The following is a 22,239-nucleotide window of genomic DNA, read 5'->3' as shown; positions in this document are numbered from 1 at the left end:
GGCGCTGCCCCGGACAAAAGAAAAGAGCGGGGGCTCTGCCCCCGCACACAGGTTTAACGCGGGGCGCTGCCCCGCACCCCGGGATATTTGGGCCAAGATGATGGGGCCCCACTTTGTTCTGAAAATATCTCGGGGGAGACGCCGAAGGCGGCGGGGGCAGAGCCCCCACCTTTCTTAAGCGAGAGCCACCCAATGCACCCCAGCCGCCGGGACGGTGACGCCACCGTGGCTGAGCGCTTCGGGCGCGTAGTTGATGTAGAAGCGATGGGTGGCGGTGTCGCGGAGGCGCAGCCCATCGGGCAGGTCGACTGTCTGAATCCCTTGTTCGGCGCAGGCCTCGATGACCATGGCAAAGAGCGTATCATCGCAGGGCCAGCCCGCCAGATAGCGCAGCGCGCCGGCTTTCAGCACCGCCGGGCGACCGTCTTCCGTGCGCCGCAGCACCTCGGCGGCACCTTCGATCTGCTCGAACCAATGCCGGAAAGCGCCGCCGCCTTCCAGCGCCACCGCGCTCGTGGGCGGGAGGCTTTCGGTGAAGGCGATGGTAGCGTCCATGCCGGGCAGGTTCGGCCCCAGCGGCACTGGGATCGCCAGTTCTGGCGTTTTCGTATTGCTGCGCGGGCCGATCAGTGCGGCACCGTCCACCGCCTGCAGGGCTTCGAGCAGCTCAGGGTCCACCGTCATCATCCCCGGCGCGAGCACCAGCTTGTAGCCGGTGAAATCGCGCGCGCTCGGCGGCAGGATGTCTACCGAGAGCCCGGCCCGGCGCAGGGCGCGGTAGAAGGCGAAGGTGAGGCGGAAATAATCAAAATCGGCGCCTTGCGGCTGGGTGTCCCAGGCCCAGGCGGAGGTGTAGTCAAACAGCAGCGCCACCTGCGCCTGCGCCGTTCCAACCTCGGGCATGGCCTCGATCTCGGCGGCCACCTGCGCGGCATCGCCCAGCGCGGGCGACGGCACGCTGTCGGGCCGCAAGAGGCCTGCGTGCATCTGTTCCTGCGCGAAGGGGGCCTGCCGCCAGCGGAAGTAACAGACGGTCTCGGCCCCATGGGCGAAGGCCTCCCACGCCCAGAGCCGCATCATGCCGGGCAGCGGTGCCGGGTTGTAAGGTGCCCAGTTCACCGGGCCGGGCTGCTGCTCCATGATCCACCAGCGCCCCTTGCCGACAGAGCGGTAGAGATCGTGGTGAAACGCCTGCATGTCGGGATCGCCCTGCCGCAGGAAGCGCGCCTTGTGCTCGGGAGTGCCTTCCAGCCGGTCCGACAGGAAGCCGATCGGGTAGCTGTCCCAGCTGGCCACATCCAGATCCGCGCCCACGTCGTAGTGGTCGAACTCGGTGATCCGGCCCATGTAGTTGTGGATCAGAGGCGCGTCCGTGTGCTTGCGCAGGATCTCGGTCTGCAGGCGGTTGAATTCCACCACCATATCCGAGCTGAACCGCCGGAAGGCCAGCACATGGGAGGGGTTGGGCTCGGTGACAGTCAGGTTCGGAAGGCCGATCTCATCGAAGCTCGCGTAGTCCATCGACCAGAAGACATTGCCCCACGCCCGGTTTAGCGCATCGGGGCTTTGGTATTTCTGCGACAGCCAGTTGCGGAAAGCCGCCAGCGCGCTGTCGGAATAGGAGAGCACGGTGTCGTGGCAGCCGTATTCATTGTCCGTCTGCCAGGCCTGCACATGGGGGTTCTTCCCATAACGTTCGGCCAGCAGGGTGACGATGCGGCGGCACTCGGCGCGGAAGCCTTCGTGGCTGAAGCAGTAATGCCGGCGGCTGCCGAAGCCGCGCGGGCGGCCCTGTTCGTCCACGGCGAGCATGTCCGGGTGTTTGGCGAGCATCCAGCGCGGCGGGGTGGCCGTGGGGGTGCCAAGGATCACCTTCAGCCCGGCCGCACCGAGCACGTCGATGGCACGATCCAGCCAGTCGAACTGCAGATCGCCAGGCGTGGGCTCCAGCCGCGACCATGCAAATTCACCGATCCGCACCCAGGAGAGCCCGGCTTCGGCCATGCGCGCGGCATCCTCGGCCCATTGTGTTTCGGGCCAGTGTTCGGGGTAGTAGCAGACGCCAAGCGTGCGTTTCACAGGATCACCTGATGGTCCCGCTGGCCCTTGGCCAGCCCTTTGAAGAGGAAGGTCGACCCGGCCTGCGGATCGGCGGCCAGCGCCGCCTCATCCAGCCCGGCGTTGGCCGTTGTCACCAACATGTCGGTGGCATCGTCGCCGCCGAAAGCCGGGCAGGTGGCTTGTTTTGCCGGTACGTCCAGCGTTTGCAAGAGCGTGCCTTGCGGGCTGTAGCAGGCCACGCGGCCCGCGCCCCATTGGGCGTTCCAGAGATTTCCGGCCGCATCCACCACGGAGCCATCCGGGTTCAGCCCGTCCGCGCCCAGATCGAGCCATTCTTCGGCTGGGCCTGTGGGCCAGCCCGTCTCGGCGCGAAGGGCTTGGCGCATGATGATGCCGGCCTTGGTGTCACAGTAGTAGGCGACGCTCTTGTCGGGTGCGAAGCAGATCGAGTTGGAGATGGTGATCTCGGGGAACAACAGGCGCAGTTCGCCCCGGTAGTAGCGGTAGATCGCCCCGGCCTGTGCCTCGGCGTTGATGCCCATGGTGCCGATCCAGAAACCGCCCCACGGGTCGGCGCGGCCATCGTTGGAGCGGGTCACCGGATCGTCGGCCTCCAGCGCCACCACATGCTCCTGCGCGCCGCTTTCCACGTCAAAGAGGAAAAGCTGCGTCTGCGAGGCGATCAGCAGGCGGGTTTCATCGACCCAGCCCGCGGCGCTGACGTATTCGTCGAACTGCCAGCTAAGGGCCTCGCCGTTGACGTTGGAGCAGAGTTGACGGTTCATGATGTCGAACCAGAAGTATTGCTTGCGCAGCGGGTGCCACAGCGGGCCTTCGCCAAGGGTCAGGCGGCGATCGTCGAAAATAGGGGCGCTCATGCGTTTGCGGCCTCGTCATAGGCGGCCACCATCGCGCGGGCGGCGGCGGCGGTTTCGGTGACAGATCGGCCCGGCTTGTAGAGCGAGGTGCCGATGCCGAAGCCGGCCGCGCCCGCGGCCATCAACTCGGCGAAATTGTCGGGGCCAACACCACCAACCATGAAGACAGGCACTTCCGGTGGCAGCACCGCCTTGATCGCCTTCAGGCCCTCGGTGCCCAAGAGGAAGCCCGGGAAGATCTTCAGCCCGTCGGCCCCGGCTTTCAGCGCGGCGAAACATTCCGTCGGCGTCAGCACGCCGGGGAAGCTCTCCATGCCGAGCGCCTTGGATTCAGCGATCACATCCACATCGGCATTGGGCGAGACGATCAGCCGCGCGCCCGTCTTGTGGATCTCGCGCACCTGCGCCGGGGTCAGCACCGTGCCCGCACCGATCAGGGCTCTGTCGCCATAGGCCTCAACCATCGCGGCAATGCTTTTCAGCGGCTCGGGTGAGTTCATCGGCACTTCGATGCGGGTGATCCCCGCGTCAATCAGCGCGCCACAATGGGCGACGGCTTCGGCGGGGGTGATCCCGCGCAGGATGGCGATCAGGGGGCGGCTCATTGCGTTCCTTCCTTGAGGCTGTCTCGGGCGGCGGCGAGGCCGGCAAGGGTCATACTGGCCGCGTCTTCACACAGGGCGATGACACCCTGTGCGGCCAGGGCTGTTTCGTAAAGGCTGGTGAGGGCGGGGGCGCCGATCAGGGCGATCTGGCGGCCCAGCCAATAGGGTTTGGCCCCGGCAAGCTCGGCCCCGATCAGGTAGCCCGAGAGCCGGGCACGGGCCTCGGCCGGGGTTTGATCCGCCACGAGCCCACCGGCGCGCAGGCCGAAGAGCCGCGCGGCGAGGCGTTCGGGGCGGCTGATGCTTTCGGCCAGCGCAGCGGTGAAGGCGGCATCGTCCCACTCGGCACTCTGCACCGAATGGCGCAGCACGCTCTGTTTGGACAGGAGCGCGAACATCTCGCCCGTCATGAAGGTCTGGAAGCTGACGATCTCGCCCGCGCTGATCTCGACCCATTTCGTGTGGGTGCCGGGCAGGCAGAGGATGCCGTCAAAGCCGGGGTGGCGATCGATGAAGCCCGCGATCTGGGTTTCCTCGCCGCGCATCACGTCGGGCGCGGGGGTAATCTGCTTCACGCCGGGCAGGATGCAGACGCGCAGGCGGGGATCGTTCACCGGGGGCAGCGCGAAGCTGCCGCCCTGCGGTTTGCAAGGGGCTTGCAGGTAGGGGGCTTCCGTCCAGCCCTGCCGCGAGCCGACCATGCCGCAGGCCATAATGTCCATCGGCGCGGTGCCAAGCCAGCCGTCGATCAGCTCCAGCAGGGCGGGTTCAAAGCCCTCCGGCGTAAGCGCGCCCATGCCCTTTTCCGACTGCCCTTCGGCCCGCACGGAGCCATCTGCCGCGATGGCATAGACCCGCAAGTGCGAGGTGCCCCAATCCACCGCGATCCATTCGCAATATGCGCTTTCTCCGCTCATCAGCCTGTCACCACCACGCCGCCGTCGATCACAAGGGATTGGCCCGTCATCATCCGCGAAGCGCGGGAGGCCAGGAAGAGCACGCCGCCGAGGATGTCTTCCTCGACCATTGGCTCTTTCAGGCACTGGCGCTCGATGTGGCCAGCGAGTGCTTCTTCCGTGACCCACATATCCTTCTGCTTCTGGGTCAGCACCCAGCCGGGTGCGAGCGCGTTGACGCGGATGTTGTCAGGGCCGAATTCGCGGGCCAGCGAGCGGGTGAGCCCGTTGATGCCGGAATTGGCAGAGGTATAGGCCGGGAAGCCTGCGCCGCCCATCATGTAGCTGATGGAAGAGAAGTTGATGATCGCGCCGCCGCCCGCGGCCTGCATGCCGGGGATCACCGCCTGACAGCCGAAGAAATAGGCCTTGAGGTTGATCGCCTGCGACCAGTCCCAGAAGGCTTCATCCACGTCGAGCGTGGCGTGGCGCTGATCGTTGGCGGCGTTGTTGACGAGCACCGTCACCGGGCCGTGCGCCTCTGCGGCCTCGGCCACGCAGGCTTTCAGGCGGGCAATGTCGGTGATGTCGCAGGGCAGGTAGAGCGGGCGGTTGCCGTGTTTGGCTTCCATCGCATCGGCAAAGGCGGTTGCGTCAGAGCGCTGCACGAAGGCCACTTTCGCGCCCTGCGCAAGGAAGCCCTCGGTCAGCGCCGCGCCGATGCCGGAGCCGCCGCCGGTGATGAAAACGGAAGCCCCTTTAAGATCGGGGTAAATGGCGTGTGTCATCGAAATGCTCCGGCGTCTAAAGGGCTTTTCGCGAAAGGCAGCGGGCCGCTTGCGCGGCACATTTTGCCTCCGGCAGGGATATTTTTGCCAAGATGAAGGCTCATAGGCGGTGCCCTTCTACCACATGGATCGTGCCGGGGAAGGACCAAGGCAGGCGCAGGCCCTGCTGCATGAGCGCGGCACCTGTGAGGGTGACGGGGCCGTCTTTCAGCGCGTTGGGGGTGCGGGACAGCGCCGGTACATCTGTGGCTGTGGCGAGGCGGACCTCATAGCGGGCATCGGGCGCGAGCCCGGTGAGCCGCAGCGGGCGCGGCAGGATCTGGGTCGAGGCCTCGGTGTGGGCGGCGAAAAGCGCGAAGCGGCTGCCATCGGAAGCGATCTGCTGCTCGGCGGTGATCGCCGGATCGGGCGCATCGAGCCGCAGGATGCTGCCTGCCATCATCCAGTCGCGGTTGGCCTTGTACCAGGCGGTGGCGGATTTCAGAGAGGCGGCTTCCTCTGCCGTCAGCTCGCGCGGATCCATCTCGAAGCCCATGTGCCGCTGCGCCGCTGTCCAGGCACGCAGGGGCATGGAAAGCACCCGGCCCGAGGTGTGACAGTGGCGCGGGCCGACGTGGGAGCCGGTGACAGCAGAGGGCAGGAAGCGCGCGGCGGCGTGCTGGATGCGCTGGCGCTCCAGCGCGTCGTTCGAGTCCGACAGCCAGACCCGCTGGCAATGCTCCATCACCCCGAAATCGATGCGCCCGCCGCCCGAGGAGCAGCTTTCGATCTCGGTTTCCGGGAAGGCGGCGCGCAGACGGGCGAGGAGATCGTAGAAGCCCTCGGCCTGCGCGGCGTCGGACACCGGCAGCACCCGGTTGTGATCCCATTTGATATAGTCGATCGCGTGGCTCTGCAGCACAGCGGCGATGCAGCCGTAGAGATAATCGCGCACCTCGGGCAGCGCCATGTTCAGCACCAGTTGCTGGCGGCCGCGCAGCTGATCAGGCGCGCCGAGCAGCCAGTCGGGGTGGGCGCGGTAGAGATCGCTGTCCTCGTTGACCATCTCAGGCTCGAACCAGAGGCCGAAGCTCATGCCCAGCCCGTGGACGTGATCGATCAGCGGGGTGAGCCCGTCGGGCCATTTGCGCGGATCGATCTGCCAGTCGCCGAGGCTCGTGGTATCGTCGTCGCGCTTGCCGAACCAGCCGTCATCCAGCACGAAGCGCTCCGCGCCCAGATCGGCGGCGATGTCGGCGATCTCGGTGAGGGTGGCGAGATCATGGTCGAAGTAGATGGCTTCCCAGCAGTTGTAATGCACCGGGCGCGGGGCGTCGGGTTTGGGCCAGGTGATCACGCGGTCGCGCAGGTGGTGCTGGAAGGCGGTGGCGCAGCCGTTCATGCCCGCGCCGGACCATGTGGCATAGAGTTTGGGCGTCGCCAGCGCCTTGACCGGCGCGCGGTGGCTTCCGGACGCGGTACCTAACTGGATCTGGCGGCGGCCGTCAGGCAGCTCTTCGGCGATCATCCGGTGGCCGCCGGACCAGCCCAGATGCAGCGCATAGGCCGCGCCCTGGGTGTTGTTTGCGCCCGTTTCGGGCAGGATGGCGGCGGGGAAATGGGCGTGGTCGGTGCGGCCCAGGACGCTTTCGCGTACCCGCAGGCCGGGGGCCCAGGGCGTGCTGTTTTCGCGGAACTCGCCGATCCAGCTGCCGGAGAAATCGATGATCTCATCCGCCTGCTGCGGGGCGGGCAGCACCGGCGCGGCGAACCACTCGACGATCACCGGCGCTTCGCTCTCAAGACTCGCCTGCGCGGTGAGCATCTTCGTTTCCGCATCAAGGGAAAAGGCCGCCGAGTAACGCAGTCCAAGCGCTGCGTCCTCCAGATCGAAGGAGAGGCTCTGCATGCCTGCCACCACATCGCGCAAGGCAAAGCGCGGGGCCAGCGCGTGGCCCTTGGCGTCGCGCAGGCGCAGCCCCGGCTGGCCGGGGAAGGTGGCGCTGCTTTCCGGGCAGATCGTGAGCGGCGGGTTGTCATCCAGCATGCCGCCCGTCACATCGGAGCGGCTGGCCGCATAAAGCGCCTGCAGGTCTTCGCCTTCCGGCAGCGCGGCCCCCCAGTAGAAGACTTCCGGGAGGCCCGTGTCGGCGGCAAAGGCAAGGCTCTGCCGCCCATCATCCAAACGCCAAATGCGCATTTACTTGACGGCTCCAAGGGTTAGGCCCGCGATAAAGTGCTTCTGCATCAGGAAGAACATCGCCACGGGCGGCAGGGCGGCCACGATGGAGCCTGCGCTCATCAGGTGGTAGGCGGCGCGATACTGCGCGTTGAAGGAGGTGATCCCCGCCGTCACCGGCTGGCTTTCGCTGCCCTGTGTCAGCACCACCGCCCAGAAGTAATCGTTCCAGATGAAGGTGAAGATCAGCACCGCCAGCGCGGCCAGTGCCGGTTTCATCAGCGGCAACACCACGTACCAGAAAATGCGCCATTCGCTCACGCCCTCCACGCGGGCGGCTTCGATCAGCTCAAACGGCAGGGCGCGGATGAAGTTGCGCATGAAAAGCGTGCAGAAGCCCGTCTGGAAGGCAACGTGAAACAGCACGAGGCCCGTCTTGGTGTTGTAGAGCCCGAGATCCAGCGTCAGATCGCGCACCGGGACCATGAGGATCTGGAAGGGCACGAAGTTCCCCGCCACGAACATGAAGAAGATCCAGAGGTTGGCACGGAACTTGTACACGCCGAGCGCGAAGCCCGTCATGGTGGAGAGCGCCACCGCGCCGATCACCGTGGGCACGGTGATGAACACCGAGTTCAGCAGGTAGCGCGGCATGTCGCTTTCGAAGAACACCTTGCCATAGTTGGTGATCCCTTCGAAGGAAGAGGGCCAGCCCCAGTAGTTGGCATTGGTGAAATCGGTGTCGGGCTTGATGGAGAAGAGCGCCACCGCCAGAAGCGGCGCGAGCCACATCAGGAGCGCGACGGGGAGCAGCGACTGGTAGGTCAGCTGCGCCGCGCGGCTCTGTTTTTCGATCGGAGTCGGGAACATCTCAGCGCCCCTTTTCTTCTTGGTACATCGACCACAGGAAGTAGGCGATGAAGCAGAGCATGATCAGGAAGAGCACCACGGCGATGGCAGCGCCATAGCCCATGCGGAAGCCGTATTCCGAGAGCGCAACTTCAAACATGTAATAGGCCAGCACGCGCGAAGAGCCGAAGGGGCCGCCCTGCGTCATGATGGAGATGAGGTCGAACGAGCGCAGCGCACCGATGATCGTCACGACGAAGGCGATGAAGGTGGCCGGTTTCAGCTGCGGCAGCACCACGTGCCAGAGCATCCGCACGCCTTTCGCGCCATCCAGCCGCCCGGCTTCGATTTGCTCCGGGTCCACCGCGTTGAGGCCGGTGAGGTAGAGGATCATGCAATAGGCGGTTTGCGGCCAGAGGCCGGCGGCGATGATGCCGTAGGTCACCAGATCCTCGTTGCCCAGCACGTTGATCGGCCCCATGCCGACCCAGCCGAGCATCACGTTCAGCAAGCCGAAGGTGGGATCGTAGAACCACGAGAAGACGAGGCCGACAACGACCTGCGAAATCACGAAGGGGAAAAAGAACAGCGATTTATAAAGGCGGATGCCCGTGACGGTCTGGTTCAGGAACAGCGCGATGAACAGGCCCGCCGGGATCGCGAGCAGGTAGAGCACCAGCCAGATCAGGTTGTTCTTGAGGGACACGTAGAAGGCATCGCGGTCCACGAACTCCCAATAGAGATCTTCGTAGTTGCGCATGCCCACGTATTCTTTCGCGCCCAGCCCGTCCCAATCGTAGAGCGAAAGGTTGAACGACTGGAACACCGGGAAAATCACGTAGACGAGGAAAAACAGGATGCCCGGCGCAAGAAACAGCCAGGGGGCAATGCTCTGCTGATTGCGGTGAAACCAACTGCGGGTGTCTACGGATGTCTGAAGTGCGGCGGTATCGGCCATGACAGAAATCCTGAATGCTGGGAAAGATCGGCCCGCACGCAGGCGGGCCGATCAGGAAAGGGCCTTAGGCCTTATTGGTAGATGCGGCCACGGGCGCGCTCGAGCTTGGCCAGGATCTTATCCAGCTCGTCGGGCTTGACCATGAACTCCTGGAAGCCTTCCATGGAGACTTTCGCCATTTCAGCCGGTGCGTCACGATCCCAGAACTGGGCCACGCCGCCGGGCGAGTTGGACGAGAGCATCGCGAAGCCTTCGTTCAGGAACTTGTCGTCATCCACAGCGGATTGCGCGTTCACCGGCAGCTGGCCGAGGTTCGCACCGTTGTTGATCTCGGTCTGCTCGTCCGCAGAAACCACGAAGCGCAGGAATTCGCGCGCGGCTTCCTTGTTGGAGGCGTTGGCCGGGATGTGGAACGTATCCGTCGGGGCGTCTTCCGCCAGTTCAACGTCTGCGTTGATCGCCGGGAACTGGTAGAAGTCCAGCTGATCGTCCGTCAGGCCGGCTTCACGCAGCGGTGCCACGGCGAAGTTGCCCATCAGGTAGCCAGCGGCTTCCCCGTTAACCATGAACGGCAGGGCTTCCTGCCAGCTGTAGGTCTGGTGGTCGGCGATGAAAGCACCCATGTCGATGAGCTCTTTCCAGTTCATGAAGGTCTGCTTCACGCGCTCGTCTTCCCAGGAGACTTTGCCCGCGGCCAGATCCATGTGGAAATCAAAGCCGTTGGTGCGCATGTTCAGGTAGTCGAACCAGCCGCCAGCTGTCCAAAGGAACTTGGTGCCGATGGTGAAGCAGGCGCGGCCGGAATCCACGATGGCCTGGCAGTTGGCCTTGAACTCGTCCCAGTTGGACGGCTCGGAGAGGCCCAGCTCTTCGTAGATGTCTTTGCGGTAGTACACGCCCCACTGGTAGTAGGTATAGGGCACGCCCCATTGCTTGCCGTCGATCGTCATCGCGCCCTTGGTGGAGGCGAGATTCTCGGCGATCTCGGGCTCGGCCCAGAGGTCAGACACGTCCTCGAAGAGGCCAGCGTCCACATAGGGCTTCATCCGGTTGGCGGCATACCAGGTGGCAACGTCCGGCGTATCCGCCGTCAGGAAGTTGCGGATCTGGGTCTTGTAGGCCTCGCGGTCGATCACCGTCGTTTCGATGTTCAGATCGGGGTGCTTTTCAGCAAAGCGCGCGATCATCGCTTCCATCGTGGCGCGCGGCGCCGGGTTGGAAGTGTCGAGGAAGATTTTCAGATCACCCGAAAGGTCAGCCGCAGCCGGCCCGACAAGCGCAACAGAGCTCGCCAGTGCGGCAAGCGTCATCTTCATTTTGGAAACCATTTTGTCCTCCCGTGGTGGTTCCAGTATGTGAAACTTAATTTCGCATATTGAAAACATAACCGTGACTCGGCTATGCTTGTCAAGTGCCGGGTGATCACGAATTGAGCGCCGGGCCGGAGGAGGAGAGGAAAATGGCGGCAGTTGCCGGAAGCGATGGGACCGTGGGCAAGGCGCTTGAAGTGCTTGACCTCGTTGCGTCTTTCGGACGTCCCGTGCGGTTTTCCGAGATCCTTGAGCAAAGCCCCTACCCCAAGGCCACGACCTACCGACTCATCCAGACGCTCACCAGCCAGCGGATGCTGGCCTTCGACACAGAGCGCCAGACCTATGCCCCCGGCGTGCGCCTTGTGCGGCTGGCCCATTCCGCCTGGACGCAAAGCTCGCTCGCGCCGATCGCGCGCCCCTTCATCGACGCGCTGAGCCTTGAGGTGCGCGACACGGTGCACTTGGCGCAGCTCGATCATGCGCAGGTGCTTTACGTGGACAAGCGAAACGCCCGCGAGCCGGTGCAGATGTTTTCGCAGGCCGGCAAGGTCGGCCCGGCCTATTGCACGGGCGTGGGCAAGGCGATGCTCGCCTACCTGCCCGAATCAGAGCTTGCCCCGATCCTGAGCCAGCAGAGCTACCACCGCTTCACGCCCAGCACGCTTGCCTCCGAAGAGGCCCTGCGCGCGGAGCTTGGCAACATCCGCGCCCGCGGCTTTGCCTTTGACCGCGAAGAACACGAGCCCGGCATCATCTGTGTCGCGCTGCCGATCCTGACTGAAAGCAGCCGCGTGCTCGGCGCGCTTTCCGTCACCACCACAACCACCCGCAAATCACTGGACGATCTGGCCGCGCTTGCGCCCGTGATCGCCGAGACCGCGCGGCGCATCGCCGGGGAGGCCTCAAGCTGGCGCTTCCCCGACACCGCCGCCCAGACCACCAGAACAGGAACGTAATTCATGTCAGGTTTGAAACTGAACAACGTGATCAAGCGCTACGGCGATGTGCAGGTCATCCACGGGGTGGATCTGGAGATCGACGACGGCGAGTTCTGCGTTTTCGTCGGCCCCTCGGGCTGCGGCAAGTCCACCCTGCTGCGCATGGTGGCGGGCCTTGAGGAAACCAGCGAAGGCCAGATCAACATCGGCGGGCGCGACGTGACCCATGTGGATCCCGCCGAGCGCGGCGTCGCGATGGTGTTCCAGACCTATGCGCTCTACCCGCATATGACCGTGGAAGAAAACATGGGCTTCGGCCTGAAGATGAACGGCCACCCCAAGGCCGAGATCAAGGAAAAGGTGGGCGAGGCCAGCCGCATCCTGAAGCTCGACGACTACCTCAAGCGCAAGCCCAAGGCGCTTTCGGGTGGCCAACGCCAGCGCGTCGCCATCGGCCGGGCCATCGTGCGCGGGCCGGAAGTCTTCCTGTTTGACGAGCCGCTCTCCAACCTCGATGCGGAATTGCGTGTGGAGATGCGGGTGGAGATCGCCCGCCTGCACAAGGAAATCGGTGCGACGATGATCTACGTGACCCACGATCAGGTCGAGGCCATGACACTGGCCGACAAGATCGTGGTGCTGAAATTCGGCGTGATCGAACAGGTCGGCGCGCCGATGGATCTGTACCGCGATCCCGACAACAAATTCGTGGCCGGCTTCATCGGCTCTCCGGCGATGAACTTTGTCGAAGGCGTCGTGGAAGAAGGCGGCACCGTGCGCCTGCCCGGCCTTGGCGATGCGGTGGCCCCGGCCAAGGTGGCCCTGCCCGCCCCCGGCGCCAAGGTGATCGTGGGCCTGCGCCCGCAACACATCGGCGTGGACCCGGAGGGCGAGAGCCACACGGTGGACATCACTGAATCCCTCGGCGGCGTTTCCTACGTCTATGCCAATGCCGCCAACGGCGACCGTCTGGTGGTCGAAGCCCGCGAAGACGATCCGATGCCGCGCGGCGGCAAGGTGGGCCTGACGTTTGAACCGGCCAACCTCTTCTTCTTCGACGCCGAAACCGAGAAACGCATCCGCTGATCACTCGGGCGCGGCGTCCTGCAAGCCGCCGCGTTACTTCAGCGATGCGAGAAGCCCCCCGGCAGCATGGGCCAATGCTGCCGGGGGGTTTTTGTTGTCTGACAGGTTGCGCGCCGAGTGTCAGTTGCCGCCGCAGGTGGCGAAGCTCTTGGCCATCCCGAGGATCAGCGCATCGTAGAGATCGGCACCGGGGGTGAGCGTCGCGCCCGTCGGATCCAGCAGGCCGTAGCCCACGTCGGTGTCTTCCACCACGGCGCGGATCAGGCGGTCGTCCTGCTGCGGCTCGCGGAACACGCAGGCCACGGGCTGGGCGGCGACCTCGTCACGCAGTTCCTTGATCTGGGCGGCGCTGGGCGCAGCGTGATCGCCGGCTTTCAACGCGCCGAGGATTTCCACCCCGAAACGATCGGCGAAATGATCATAGGCGTCGTGGAACACCAGAACCGGGCCAAGCCCGCCATCAGCGAGCGTGCCTTCGACATTGGCAATCAGCGTGTCGATGCGGCTTTGGGCAGCCAGCGCATTGGCGGCATAGGTGGCGGCGTTTTCCGGGTCTGCTTCGCCGAGGTGGAGCGCGATTTCTCCAAGCCATTCACGGGCAACCATCGGATCGAGCCAGGCGTGCGGGTCCACCCCGCCGTGATCATGGCCGTGGTGATCGTCGCCGTGCTCGTCCCCGTGATCGTCGTGCCCGGCTTCCTTGTGTTCGCCTTCCGCGTGGTCGTCATGCTTTTCGTCGTTATGGGCATGATCGTCGTGCTTCTCATCGCCATGGTCGTCATGCGCGTGGTCATCATGCGCGTGATCACCGTGCTTCTCGTCGCCATGATCCTCGTGGTGGTCCTCACCATGCGCCTCGCCATGCGCCTCCCCATGGACATGGCCCAGCAGCGCGAGCGCTTCGCCCTTCACGCCGGTGCCCTCGATGGCCCGCTCGAGCGAGGGCGTCAGCTCCGGCCCGACCCAGACGAAGAGATCCGCCTCCGAAAGGCTGCGCGCCTGCGAGGGTTTCATCTGGAAGCTGTGCGGATCCATCGCGCCGTCGATCAGTAGATCCGGCGTGCCCAATGTCCCCATCACCTGTGCCACCAGCGAATGCACCGGCGCGATGTCGGTGACCACGTGGGGCACATCGGCAAAGGCGGGTTGGGCGGAAGCTGCGGCCAGTCCGGCGGCGGCGATCAGGCGTTTCATGGGAGATCCTTGTTTCGGCGTCAGGGAAGCGATACAGAGGGTGTCTGTACTCGTGATGTAATAACATTACAACTCGAAAGACCGGGAAACCGCCATGCCAGACACCAGCGCCTTTCACAGCCACGATCATACCGCCTGCCGCAACGAAGGCCTCGCGCAGGCCGAAACCATCGCCAAGGCGCGCGGGCTGCGGCTGACACCGGTGCGGCGGCGCACGCTGGAGATCCTGCTGGAGCGCCACCGCGCCCTTGGCGCTTACGAGGTGCTGGATCGGCTCGCGGAAGGCGGCTTCGGCAGCCAGCCGCCCGTGGCCTACCGGGCGCTTGAGTTTCTGGTGGAGAACGGGCTTGCCCACCGCATCCAGCGGCTTAACGCCTATACCGCCTGCGCCCACCCCGGCGACGATCACAGCCCGGTGTTCCTGATCTGCTCCTCGTGCAAATCCGTGGCAGAAGCCCCGGCGGAAAACGTGCTCGCGGCACTGTCGGAGGCGGCACAAGGCATGGGGTTCTCCGTGGCCCAGAGCAGCATCGAGGCCGTCGGCATCTGCCCCGCCTGCAGCGAAGGCGCCGCTACATGAGCCTGCTTGAGGCGCAGAACATGTCGGTTGCCTATACCGACACGCCCGCGCTGGCGGCAGTGAACTTCGCAATCGAGCCCGGCGAGATCGTCACCGTGATCGGCCCCAACGGCTCGGGCAAATCCACCCTGCTGCGCGCCCTTCTGGGGGTGATCGCCCCCACCGGCGGCGTGATCCGCCGCAAACCCGGCCTGCGCATCGGCTACGTGCCCCAGAAGCTGAGCCTCGATGCCAACCTGCCCCTGACAGTGCGCCGCTTCCTCTGCCTGCCCAAGCGCCACGGCAAGGAAGCGATTGCCGCCATGCTCACACGCGTCGGCGTGCCGGGGCTGGAAGAACGCCAGATGGCAGCGCTCTCCGGCGGCCAGTTCCAGCGCGTGCTGCTGGCCCGCGCCTTGCTGATGCAGCCCGAGATCCTGATTCTTGATGAGGCCACGCAGGGGCTCGACCAGCCCGGCGTTGCCGCCTTCTACCGCCTGATCGAGGCGATCCGCGCCGAGATGGGCTGCGCCGTTCTGATGGTGAGCCACGATCTGCACGTGGTGATGCGCGCCACCGACCGCGTGATCTGCCTCAACGGCCATATTTGCTGCGAGGGCGCGCCCACGGTGGTGTCGGAAGCGCCGGAATACCGCGCGCTCTTCGGCCTTGGCTCCGGCGGCGCGCTGGCGCTTTACCAACACGACCATGATCATGAGCACGACCACCTCGACGAGGGCTGCAGCCACGATCACAGCCATGATCACAGCCACGATCACGGGCATGATCACGGGCACACCCACCCCCACGGAGCCGCCTGATGCTGGATGATTTCCTGATCCGCGCCGCCCTCGCAGGGATCGGCGTGGCGCTGGCCGCCGGGCCGCTGGGCTCTTTCGTCGTCTGGCGACGGATGGCCTATTTCGGCGACGCCACGGCCCATGCCGCCGTGCTTGGCGTGGCGATCTCGCTCGGCTTCTCGATCTCCATCTACATCGGCACACTGATCACCGCGCTTGGAATGGCGCTCTCCGTCTCCGCGCTTTATGCCCGCGGCCATGCCGTCGAGACGGCGCTCGGCGTGATGAGCCACACCGCGCTTGCCATGGGCCTTGTGGCGATGAGCTTCCTCGGTGGGGTGCGCGTGGATCTGTCCGCTTTCCTCTTCGGTGACATCCTTGCGGTGTCCAAACAGGATCTGGCGGTGATCTGGGGCGGCGCGGCGCTGGTACTGGCGCTGCTGGCATGGCGCTGGCAGGCGTTGCTCACGGCCACGCTCAACACCGAACTGGCGCAGGCCAGCGGCATCGACGCCCGGCGCGAACAGCTGGTGCTGACGCTCGCGCTGGCCATCGTCGTTGCCGTCGCGCTGAAGGTCGTGGGCGCGCTGCTGATCACGGCGCTGCTGCTGATCCCCGCGGCTTCCGCGCGCAATCTCGCCCGCACGCCCGAGGCCATGGCCGCCATCGCCATCGCGCTCGGCATGCTCGCAAGCCTCGCCGGGCTGCAGCTGTCTTTGAGCTTCGACACCCCCGCCGGCCCCAGCATCGTGCTGGCCGCCGGGATGATCTTCATCGTGACACTGGGGATCGGCCGCCCGAAAGCGCGTTAGGCCACCGCCCCACGCTTGCCGTAGTAGAGGCCGACAACATGCTCGGCCTCGGCAAAGAACAACCAGCGCGCCGCCATGACCCCGCCCACATGGAGCACCACGGCCACAAGCGCCAGTAGGTGGCCCACAGGCTGCAGCAGCAGGATCGCGGCCGGCAGCAGGCTCATGCACAGCAGCGCGATCCGGCGCAGCTTCACCGCATGTTTGCGGCCCACCACATAGACCATCTCTTCCAGCAGGTAGTTCGTGCCCGTGTGCGGCGGCTCGAACAGCCGCACGTCGCCGATCGCGCCCAGCCCCGTGGCCGTGCCCATGGTCGAACCCGCCCGCGCGAAGCGCTGATCGCCATCATGCCAGATCCAGGCCTGCAGTGCGCCCACGGCCAGCAGCAGAACGCCGGCCAGCGTCGCCTGCCCGGCCAGAAGCGCACCGCCGCCAAGGGCCAGCAGCAGGAACAAGAGCGGTGTGGACCAATGGTTCCAGCGCGGAATGCTCGCAAGCTGGGTGTAGATCATCGAGGTAGAGAACACCGTCGCGATGCTCAGAAGCGCGCCCAGCGCCCCCAGAACAGGCAGATGCAGGCCAAGGAAGATCAGGCAGGCCGCGTAAAGCCCCGTGACCGTGAGCGCCAGCACCGCAAGCCAGGCCTCTCGGCTCAGCCAACTCGTGCGCCACTGCGAAAATGCCTTCACCGCGTTCTTCGGGTTCGCAAGGTGAAAGGTCGAGGCCATGAGCCCGCCACAGGCCAGCGCATAGCCGATGAAGAAGAAAACAAAAGCCACGAAACCCGAGACATCGGGGATGCCGAGGCCGAGAAAGAACAACAGGCCAAAGCCGAGGCCCGAGAGCGTCGTGAACAGGATGACGGAAGGGGCGGGATGCATGTCAGAGCTTCTCCAGAGCCTTGTCGAGCCAGCCCAGGAAGCCCTTGGGCTCCTCGGCGACGGGTTTGAGGAGCGGCGCCAGCACGTCCACCTCCTCCATCGTGTCCTTCGGGCGCGGCGGCAGGTAGCGGTTCACCGGCTGGGTGCCCTGCTCGGGCATCAGCGCCATGCCGCCGCGTTCGGCGGTGAGCTTGGAGACATTGCTCTCCGGGTCCGCGAAATCGCCGAAATGGCGCGCGCCGGCGGGGCAAGTGCGCACGCAGGCCGGCTGGCGGTCTTCCTCGGGCAGGTTCTCGTTATAGATGCGGTCCACGCAGAGCGTGCATTTCTTCATCACGCCCGCGTCCTGATCCAGCTCCCGCGCGCCATAGGGGCAGGCCCAGGCGCAAAGCCCGCAGCCCATGCAAGCGTCCTCGTTGACCAGAACAATGCCATCCTCCACGCGCTTGTAACTGGCCCCGGTCGGACACACCGTTACACAAGGCGCATCATCGCAATGCAGGCAGGATTTCGGGAAATGGATCGTCTGCGCGGCCCCCACCTCGGGCTGGACCTCAAACGCATGCACCCGGTTCAGGAAGGAGCCCACCGGATCGGCCCCATAGGCATCCATATCCGCCAGCGGCGCGCCGTAGTTCTGGGTGTTCCAACCCTTGCAGGCCGTCACACAGGCATGACACCCGACGCAGGTGTCCAGATCGATCACGAGCCCGAGCTTTTTCTCGGTGCTGTCAGGCAGTGCGGTCATCGCTTGGGGCCCCACTTTGTTCTGAAAATATCCCCGCCGGAGGCATGAAAGTTATTGCGCATCGCTCACCCCACCTTCTGACGGTTGACCTTGGGGCCGTGCCCCACAGGCGAGGCGATTGGGTCAAAGGCGGGCTGGCTTTCCGCAGGCGCAGCCGCCTTCTCGATCCGCACCCGCAAATCAAACCATGCCGCCTGCCCGGTGATCGGGTCCGAATTGGACCAGCGCAGCCCGTCGCCCTTTTCGGGCAGCAGCTCGTGGATCAGGTGGTTGAGCAGGAAGCCCTTGGTGGCCTCCGGCGCATCCTCTTCCAGCGCCCAGGCCCCCTTGCGCTTGCCGATGGCGTTCCATGTCCAGACGGTGTTTGCGTTCAGCGCCGCCATATGGGCCACGGGCACGACGATCTCGCCATGGGGCGAGGTCACCCGCGCCCAGTCGCCTTCCGCAAAGCCGTTCTCTTCCCAGATTTTCGTCGGCACATAGAGCGGGTTCTGGCCGTGGATCTGCCGCAGCCAGGCGTTCTGGCTGCCCCAGCTGTGGTACATCGCCATCGGGCGCTGGGTGAGCGCGTGAACGGGATACTCCGCGCCCCGGTTTGCCTCCACCGTGTCCCACCAGATCGGCAGCGGATCCATCGTCGCCTTGATGCGGGCGCGCAGATGCTCGGGTGGCTGGCGCTCGCCATGGCCTTCGGCGGCCAGCTGGAACTTGCGCATCGGCTCGCAGTAGAGCGTGAACAGGTAGGGATGCGGGACATCAAAGAGCCCCATCTTCACCGCCCAATCCTGGTACTCCATGTTCCACGGCTTGTAGTAGCGCGCCGCATCGGGAACGTGCTGCAGGTGGAAGCCGCCGTTGTCGATGTAGCGCTGCAGCTGATCGGGGTTGGCCGCGCCGCGTCCGGGCTGCTCCTTGCCGTCCTCGCCCATGCGCCAGCCAAAAAGCGGCCCTACTCCGGGGCGGCGGATGTGGTTGGTGATGTAGTCGCCATAATCCGCATACTTCTGGCTGCCGTCCTCATTGACGAAGCCCGGCAGGCCGAGCCGCGCGCCCAGATCGCAGAGCATAGACTGGAAGCCCTTCACATCGCGGTCCGGCTCGATCACCGGCCAGCGGATCGCATCCGCCGCGCCGTCGGCCTCGCAAATGGGGCGGTCCAGCAGGCTAATGCAGTCATGGCGCTCCAGATAGGTGGTGTCGGGAAGCACCAGATCGGCATAGGCGACCATCTCCGAGGAATAGGCATCGGAATAGATGATCCGCGGGATCACGTATTCGCCGTCCTCGCCCTTGTCGGTCAGCATCTCCATCACACCCTTGGTGTTCATGGAGGAGTTCCAGCTCATGTTCGCCATGTACATGAACAGCGTGTCGATCTCGTAGGGATCGCCCGCATGGGCGTTGCTGATGACCATATGCATCAGCCCATGGGCGCTCATCGGGTTTTCCCAGGAGAACGCCTTGTCGATCCGCGCGGGCGTGCCGTCTTCCTTCAGCGCCAGATGTTCGGGGCCGCGCACGAAACCAAGGTGGGGGCCATCGAGCGGGCGGCCCGGCTGGCTCTTGCAATGGGGCGTGGGGTGGGCTTCCACCGGCTTGGGGTACGGCGGCTTGAAGCGGAAGCCGCCGGGCACTTCCACGGTGCCCAGCAGGATCTGCAGCGTGTGCAGCGCGCGGCAGGTTTGGAAGCCGTTGGCGTGAGCGGAAATCCCGCGCATGGCGTGCATGGCCACGGGGCGGCCCTTCATCACCTTGTGCTTCTTGCCACGGAAATCCGTCCATTCCTGCTGGATCTCGAAAGCTTCCTCGAAGGCCACGCGGGCCAGCTCATTGGCGATGGCACGGATCTTGCCGGCTGGCACGCCGCAGCGCTCGGCCACGGCTTCGGGGCTGTATTCGTCGCTCAGGTAGCGCTCGACCATGAACTGGAAGACGGATTTATGCTCGATGCCCTCGTTCACCCAAGTGCCACCCAGATCCGGGCAGACATCGGGCTTGTCGTAGCAGCGCGGGCGGCGCTCGATACGATCCCAGACAAGCGCGCGGCCCTCCTCATCGCGCAGGATCAGGCCGTATTCTTCCGAGTTGGGATCGCAGTTCACGAGGCAGGGCGCATCGGTGTACCAGGTGAGGTACTCCAGATCGATCTTGCCCGCCTTCAGCAAGCAGTGCACGAGCGACAGGATGAACAGACCATCGGTGCCCGGCGTGATGCCGACCCATTCGTCGGCCACGGCATTATAGCCCGAGCGGATCGGGTTCACCCCGATCACCTTCGCGCCACGCGCCTTCAGCTTGCCGAGCCCCATCTTGATCGGGTTGCTGTCGTGATCCTCGGCCACGCCAAAGAGCATGAAGAGCTTGGCGTGATCCCAATCGGGCTGGCCGAACTCCCAGAATGCCCCGCCCATGGTGTAGATGCCGCCCGCCGCCATGTTCACCGAGCAGAACCCGCCATGCGCGGCGTAGTTGGGCGTGCCGAAAGCCTGCGCCCAGAAGCTGGTGAAGCTTTGCGATTGATCGCGGCCCGTGAAGAAGGCCAGCTTCTCCGGCGCTTCCTCGCGGATCGGCGCGAGCCAGTCGGTGGCGAGCGTCAGAGCCTCTTCCCAGCTGATTTCCTCGAACTGACCGGAGCCACGCGGCCCCACCCGCTTGAGCGGCGCGCGCAGCCGCGAGGGCGCGTTGACCTGCATGATCCCCGAAGAGCCCTTGGCGCAGAGCACCCCCTGATTGACCGGGTGATCGCGGTTGCCCTCGATATAGGCGACCTTGCCGTCCTTCATATGCACGTTGATCCCGCAGCGGCAGGCGCACATGTAGCAGGTCGTCTTGCGGATCTCGTCGGAGACCTTGGGCGACAGGTCGATCTTGGGCTGATGATGTGTCATGCGGCTGTACCGGCCTCCCGCTTGGCTTGCTTGCAGGCCGGCTGCCACGGCCCGCGTTGGCCACGGGCTGCGCCCGGGGCCATTGTTTGCGCGTTGAGGGCAGTCATACGCGCTTCAAGGGTTCGAAAGCGATTAAAAAATCTTCGCATATGACTCCAGATTGGCCAAATGTTCCGTCCAGTTTGGGGAATGTATGAAAATTGATCCACACGCGGGCTGCAAAACAAAATGGTTTTCCAAGCGCGTCGGGCAAATTGCTTCCCACATGGGGGCAGCAATTTTTTGCGCGCCCGCGTCTGGTTGGCAGGGCCGCACAAGCGTGATTTCCTGCCGATTGGCCGCATCAGGCGCGCCGCACCCTGCCCGACGGAGGTCTAGCCCATGTCATTCACCGATGCCATCGCCGGATTCGTGACCGAGACGCCAGAAAGTGCCCTGCCCGAAAGCGCGCGCGCCGTGATCCGGCTCTCCTTGCTCGACTGGCTCAGCGTGGGGCGCGCCGGGATCGAGGAGCCAGTGTCCCGGATCGTGGCCGATCTGGTGCTGGCGGAGGCTGGCATGGGCGAGGCAAGCGGCTTCGGGCAGGCGCAGCGGCTGCCCGCCCGCGCGGCGGCGCTGCTGAACGGCACCACGAGCCATGCGCTGGATTACGACGACACGCATTTCCTCCACATCGGCCACCCGAGCGTCACGGTCTTTCCCGCCGCACTGGCCGTGGCCGAACGGCAGGGCGCGACCGGCGCGGAGTTCCTTGCGGCCTGCGTGTTGGGCTATGAGGCCAGTTGCCGGATCGGCCATTGGCTGGGCCGGGCGCATTATCAGGTGGGCTACCACCAGACAGCCACGGCCGGCTGTTTCGGCGCTGCGCTGGCGGCGGGGCGGCTCTTGAAGCTCGATCGGGCGCAGATGGCTCAGGTGATCGGGCTGGCCTCCACCCGCGCGGCGGGGCTGAAAAGCCAGTTTGGCACCATGGGCAAACCCTATAACGCCGGTCAGGCCGCCAGTGCGGGCGTCGAGGCCGCGCTTCTGGTGGCCTTCGGCATGGGCAGCACGCCTGCGGGGCTGGACGGACCGCAGGGTTTTGGCGAAACGCACCACGGTGAGGCGAACAGGGAAGCGCTCGCCGGGCTGGGGGAAGTCTTCGTGCTGGAAGGCACCTCCTACAAGTTCCACGCCTGCTGCCACGGCACCCATGCCGCGCTTGAAGCCCTGCGCGCGCTTTTGCCCGTCGAGGATCTGGAGACCATCGACTCTGTCCAGATCCACACCCACCCGCGCTGGCTGAGCGTGTGCAACATCGCTAACCCCCAGACCGGGCTTGAGGCGAAGTTCAGCTACCGGCTCACGGCGGCGATGGCGCTGGCCGGGGTAGAAACCGGCGCATTGGAGAGCTTCTCGGATGAGACCTGCGCCCTGCCCACGCTCACCGCCCTGCGTGACCGCGTGGAGGTGGTTGCTGACGAGGGCATTGCCGAAAGCGCCTCCCACGTGTCCCTGCGGCTGAACACGGGGCAAACGCGCGAGGCCCACCATGATCTGAACGCGGAAATCTCCCTGCATAGCAAAGCCTTGCGCCTGCGGGAGAAATCCATAGCCCTGCTCGGCCTGCCTATGGCAGAGGCTGTTTCACAGGCCGTCATGGGGCTTGCCGGGGCGGCGGATGTCACCGCCCTTGGCGCGCTCTTGCGGGCCGATCCCTGAGCGGAGCACTGTGAAGAGTCATTGACAGCCCCCGCGACTCTCTCCTATATATTTTAACAGCTAAAATAAAAGCTGCCGCGAAGGCCCGCACCTGAGGAGGACGCGCGCCACGGATCGCGGCAT

General features: G+C 65.1%; 19 protein-coding genes. 6 read left to right on the top strand and 13 right to left on the bottom strand.

Annotated features, from left to right (window positions below; genetic code table 11):
- Window positions 1-174 precede the first annotated feature (174 nt).
- From KVX96_RS02290 to KVX96_RS02250, 9 genes are all read right to left on the bottom strand, one after another.
- On the bottom strand, window positions 175-2,079 hold the full coding sequence (locus KVX96_RS02290; RefSeq protein ID WP_261192596.1) for a beta-galactosidase: 1,905 nt from the start codon (window positions 2,077-2,079) through the stop codon (window positions 175-177).
- Window positions 2,076-2,939 (bottom strand): SMP-30/gluconolactonase/LRE family protein, encoded by an 864-nt coding sequence (locus KVX96_RS02285; protein ID WP_261192595.1) that lies wholly within the window; start codon window positions 2,937-2,939, stop codon window positions 2,076-2,078. Before KVX96_RS02285 ends, KVX96_RS02290 begins: the two co-directional genes overlap by 4 nt.
- Window positions 2,936-3,544, bottom strand: coding sequence for a 2-dehydro-3-deoxy-6-phosphogalactonate aldolase (locus KVX96_RS02280; RefSeq protein WP_261192594.1), 609 nt, complete (start codon window positions 3,542-3,544; stop codon window positions 2,936-2,938). Before KVX96_RS02280 ends, KVX96_RS02285 begins: the two co-directional genes overlap by 4 nt.
- Window positions 3,541-4,461, bottom strand: a complete 921-nt coding sequence (locus KVX96_RS02275) for a 2-dehydro-3-deoxygalactonokinase (RefSeq protein WP_261192593.1) — start codon at window positions 4,459-4,461, stop codon at window positions 3,541-3,543. Before KVX96_RS02275 ends, KVX96_RS02280 begins: the two co-directional genes overlap by 4 nt.
- The gene (locus KVX96_RS02270) at window positions 4,461-5,228 is read right to left on the bottom strand and encodes an SDR family NAD(P)-dependent oxidoreductase (protein ID WP_261192592.1); all 768 of its coding nucleotides are present in this window, start codon (window positions 5,226-5,228) and stop codon (window positions 4,461-4,463) included. Before KVX96_RS02270 ends, KVX96_RS02275 begins: the two co-directional genes overlap by 1 nt.
- 100 nt (window positions 5,229-5,328) lie before the next feature.
- Complete coding sequence (locus KVX96_RS02265; protein WP_261192591.1) at window positions 5,329-7,407, bottom strand: alpha-galactosidase; 2,079 nt, start codon at window positions 7,405-7,407, stop codon at window positions 5,329-5,331.
- Window positions 7,408-8,256, bottom strand: coding sequence for a carbohydrate ABC transporter permease (locus tag KVX96_RS02260; protein WP_261192589.1), 849 nt, complete (start codon window positions 8,254-8,256; stop codon window positions 7,408-7,410).
- 1 nt (window position 8,257) lies between these two features.
- Window positions 8,258-9,193: a carbohydrate ABC transporter permease gene (locus KVX96_RS02255; RefSeq protein ID WP_261192588.1), complete on the bottom strand. Its 936-nt coding sequence runs from the start codon at window positions 9,191-9,193 to the stop codon at window positions 8,258-8,260.
- Window positions 9,194-9,264: 71 nt separating this feature from the next.
- On the bottom strand, window positions 9,265-10,521 hold the full coding sequence (locus KVX96_RS02250; RefSeq protein WP_261192586.1) for an ABC transporter substrate-binding protein: 1,257 nt from the start codon (window positions 10,519-10,521) through the stop codon (window positions 9,265-9,267).
- Between the two features lie 131 nt (window positions 10,522-10,652).
- Here KVX96_RS02250 and KVX96_RS02245 point away from each other — a divergent pair, with 131 nt between their 5' ends.
- Window positions 10,653-11,462 carry an IclR family transcriptional regulator gene (locus tag KVX96_RS02245; RefSeq protein WP_261192585.1) on the top strand — a complete coding sequence of 270 codons (810 nt, stop codon included), beginning with the start codon at window positions 10,653-10,655 and terminating at the stop codon, window positions 11,460-11,462.
- A gap of 3 nt (window positions 11,463-11,465) precedes the next feature.
- Window positions 11,466-12,530: an ABC transporter ATP-binding protein gene (locus KVX96_RS02240; RefSeq protein WP_261192583.1), complete on the top strand. Its 1,065-nt coding sequence runs from the start codon at window positions 11,466-11,468 to the stop codon at window positions 12,528-12,530.
- Between the two features lie 120 nt (window positions 12,531-12,650).
- On the opposite strand, the gene KVX96_RS02235 is transcribed toward KVX96_RS02240, so the two are convergent.
- Entirely contained in the window at window positions 12,651-13,724 is a 1,074-nt protein-coding gene (locus KVX96_RS02235; RefSeq protein WP_261192581.1) for a zinc ABC transporter substrate-binding protein, read from the bottom strand.
- Window positions 13,725-13,818: 94 nt separating this feature from the next.
- On the opposite strand from KVX96_RS02235, the gene KVX96_RS02230 reads away from it, so the two are divergent.
- Genes KVX96_RS02230 through KVX96_RS02220 form a run of 3 tightly spaced genes read left to right on the top strand, consistent with a single transcriptional unit; the run spans window position 13,819 to window position 15,895 of the window.
- The gene (locus KVX96_RS02230) at window positions 13,819-14,304 is read left to right on the top strand and encodes a transcriptional repressor (RefSeq protein ID WP_261192579.1); all 486 of its coding nucleotides are present in this window, start codon (window positions 13,819-13,821) and stop codon (window positions 14,302-14,304) included.
- Window positions 14,301-15,104, top strand: a complete 804-nt coding sequence (locus tag KVX96_RS02225) for a metal ABC transporter ATP-binding protein (protein WP_261192578.1) — start codon at window positions 14,301-14,303, stop codon at window positions 15,102-15,104. The genes KVX96_RS02230 and KVX96_RS02225 overlap by 4 nt, the downstream gene beginning before the upstream one ends.
- Window positions 15,104-15,895, top strand: coding sequence for a metal ABC transporter permease (locus KVX96_RS02220; RefSeq protein ID WP_261192576.1), 792 nt, complete (start codon window positions 15,104-15,106; stop codon window positions 15,893-15,895). Before KVX96_RS02225 ends, KVX96_RS02220 begins: the two co-directional genes overlap by 1 nt.
- Here KVX96_RS02220 and KVX96_RS02215 read toward each other — a convergent pair.
- The 3 genes from KVX96_RS02215 to KVX96_RS02205 all read right to left on the bottom strand — a co-directional run bounded on the left by KVX96_RS02215 (window position 15,892) and on the right by KVX96_RS02205 (window position 20,415).
- Window positions 15,892-16,779: a dimethyl sulfoxide reductase anchor subunit family protein gene (locus KVX96_RS02215; RefSeq protein WP_261192575.1), complete on the bottom strand. Its 888-nt coding sequence runs from the start codon at window positions 16,777-16,779 to the stop codon at window positions 15,892-15,894. The genes KVX96_RS02220 and KVX96_RS02215 overlap by 4 nt on opposite strands.
- Window position 16,780: 1 nt before the next feature.
- Window positions 16,781-17,527, bottom strand: coding sequence for a 4Fe-4S dicluster domain-containing protein (locus tag KVX96_RS02210; protein ID WP_261192574.1), 747 nt, complete (start codon window positions 17,525-17,527; stop codon window positions 16,781-16,783).
- Window positions 17,528-17,592: 65 nt separating this feature from the next.
- The gene (locus tag KVX96_RS02205; RefSeq protein WP_261192573.1) at window positions 17,593-20,415 is read right to left on the bottom strand and encodes a molybdopterin oxidoreductase family protein; all 2,823 of its coding nucleotides are present in this window, start codon (window positions 20,413-20,415) and stop codon (window positions 17,593-17,595) included.
- A 381-nt stretch (window positions 20,416-20,796) separates the two neighbouring features.
- On the opposite strand from KVX96_RS02205, the gene KVX96_RS02200 reads away from it, so the two are divergent.
- On the top strand, window positions 20,797-22,116 hold the full coding sequence (locus tag KVX96_RS02200) for an MmgE/PrpD family protein (RefSeq protein WP_261192572.1): 1,320 nt from the start codon (window positions 20,797-20,799) through the stop codon (window positions 22,114-22,116).
- Window positions 22,117-22,239: the final 123 nt, after the last annotated feature.

The organism is Pseudoruegeria sp. SHC-113 (assembly GCF_025376885.1).
Lineage (GTDB): Bacteria > Pseudomonadota > Alphaproteobacteria > Rhodobacterales > Rhodobacteraceae > Pseudoruegeria.
The sequence above is the reverse complement of the archived record's forward strand: the minus strand, read 5'-3'. Positions and strand labels throughout refer to the sequence as shown.

Excerpts from the sequence above, each read along its gene's own strand:
- KVX96_RS02285 (WP_261192595.1), bottom strand. The coding sequence starts at position 2,939 with ATGAGCGCCCCTATTTTCGACGATCGCCGCCTGACCCTTGGCGAAGGC.
- KVX96_RS02280 (WP_261192594.1), bottom strand. The coding sequence starts at position 3,544 with ATGAGCCGCCCCCTGATCGCCATCCTGCGCGGGATCACCCCCGCCGAA.
- KVX96_RS02275 (WP_261192593.1), bottom strand. The coding sequence starts at position 4,461 with ATGAGCGGAGAAAGCGCATATTGCGAATGGATCGCGGTGGATTGGGGC.
- KVX96_RS02270 (WP_261192592.1), bottom strand. The coding sequence starts at position 5,228 with ATGACACACGCCATTTACCCCGATCTTAAAGGGGCTTCCGTTTTCATC.
- KVX96_RS02265 (WP_261192591.1), bottom strand. The coding sequence starts at position 7,407 with ATGCGCATTTGGCGTTTGGATGATGGGCGGCAGAGCCTTGCCTTTGCC.
- KVX96_RS02260 (WP_261192589.1), bottom strand. The coding sequence starts at position 8,256 with ATGTTCCCGACTCCGATCGAAAAACAGAGCCGCGCGGCGCAGCTGACC.
- KVX96_RS02255 (WP_261192588.1), bottom strand. The coding sequence starts at position 9,193 with ATGGCCGATACCGCCGCACTTCAGACATCCGTAGACACCCGCAGTTGG.
- KVX96_RS02250 (WP_261192586.1), bottom strand. The coding sequence starts at position 10,521 with ATGGTTTCCAAAATGAAGATGACGCTTGCCGCACTGGCGAGCTCTGTT.
- KVX96_RS02245 (WP_261192585.1), top strand. The coding sequence starts at position 10,653 with ATGGCGGCAGTTGCCGGAAGCGATGGGACCGTGGGCAAGGCGCTTGAA.
- KVX96_RS02240 (WP_261192583.1), top strand. The coding sequence starts at position 11,466 with ATGTCAGGTTTGAAACTGAACAACGTGATCAAGCGCTACGGCGATGTG.
- KVX96_RS02235 (WP_261192581.1), bottom strand. The coding sequence starts at position 13,724 with ATGAAACGCCTGATCGCCGCCGCCGGACTGGCCGCAGCTTCCGCCCAA.
- KVX96_RS02230 (WP_261192579.1), top strand. The coding sequence starts at position 13,819 with ATGCCAGACACCAGCGCCTTTCACAGCCACGATCATACCGCCTGCCGC.
- KVX96_RS02225 (WP_261192578.1), top strand. The coding sequence starts at position 14,301 with ATGAGCCTGCTTGAGGCGCAGAACATGTCGGTTGCCTATACCGACACG.
- KVX96_RS02220 (WP_261192576.1), top strand. The coding sequence starts at position 15,104 with ATGCTGGATGATTTCCTGATCCGCGCCGCCCTCGCAGGGATCGGCGTG.
- KVX96_RS02215 (WP_261192575.1), bottom strand. The coding sequence starts at position 16,779 with ATGCATCCCGCCCCTTCCGTCATCCTGTTCACGACGCTCTCGGGCCTC.
- KVX96_RS02210 (WP_261192574.1), bottom strand. The coding sequence starts at position 17,527 with ATGACCGCACTGCCTGACAGCACCGAGAAAAAGCTCGGGCTCGTGATC.
- KVX96_RS02205 (WP_261192573.1), bottom strand. The coding sequence starts at position 20,415 with ATGACACATCATCAGCCCAAGATCGACCTGTCGCCCAAGGTCTCCGAC.
- KVX96_RS02200 (WP_261192572.1), top strand. The coding sequence starts at position 20,797 with ATGTCATTCACCGATGCCATCGCCGGATTCGTGACCGAGACGCCAGAA.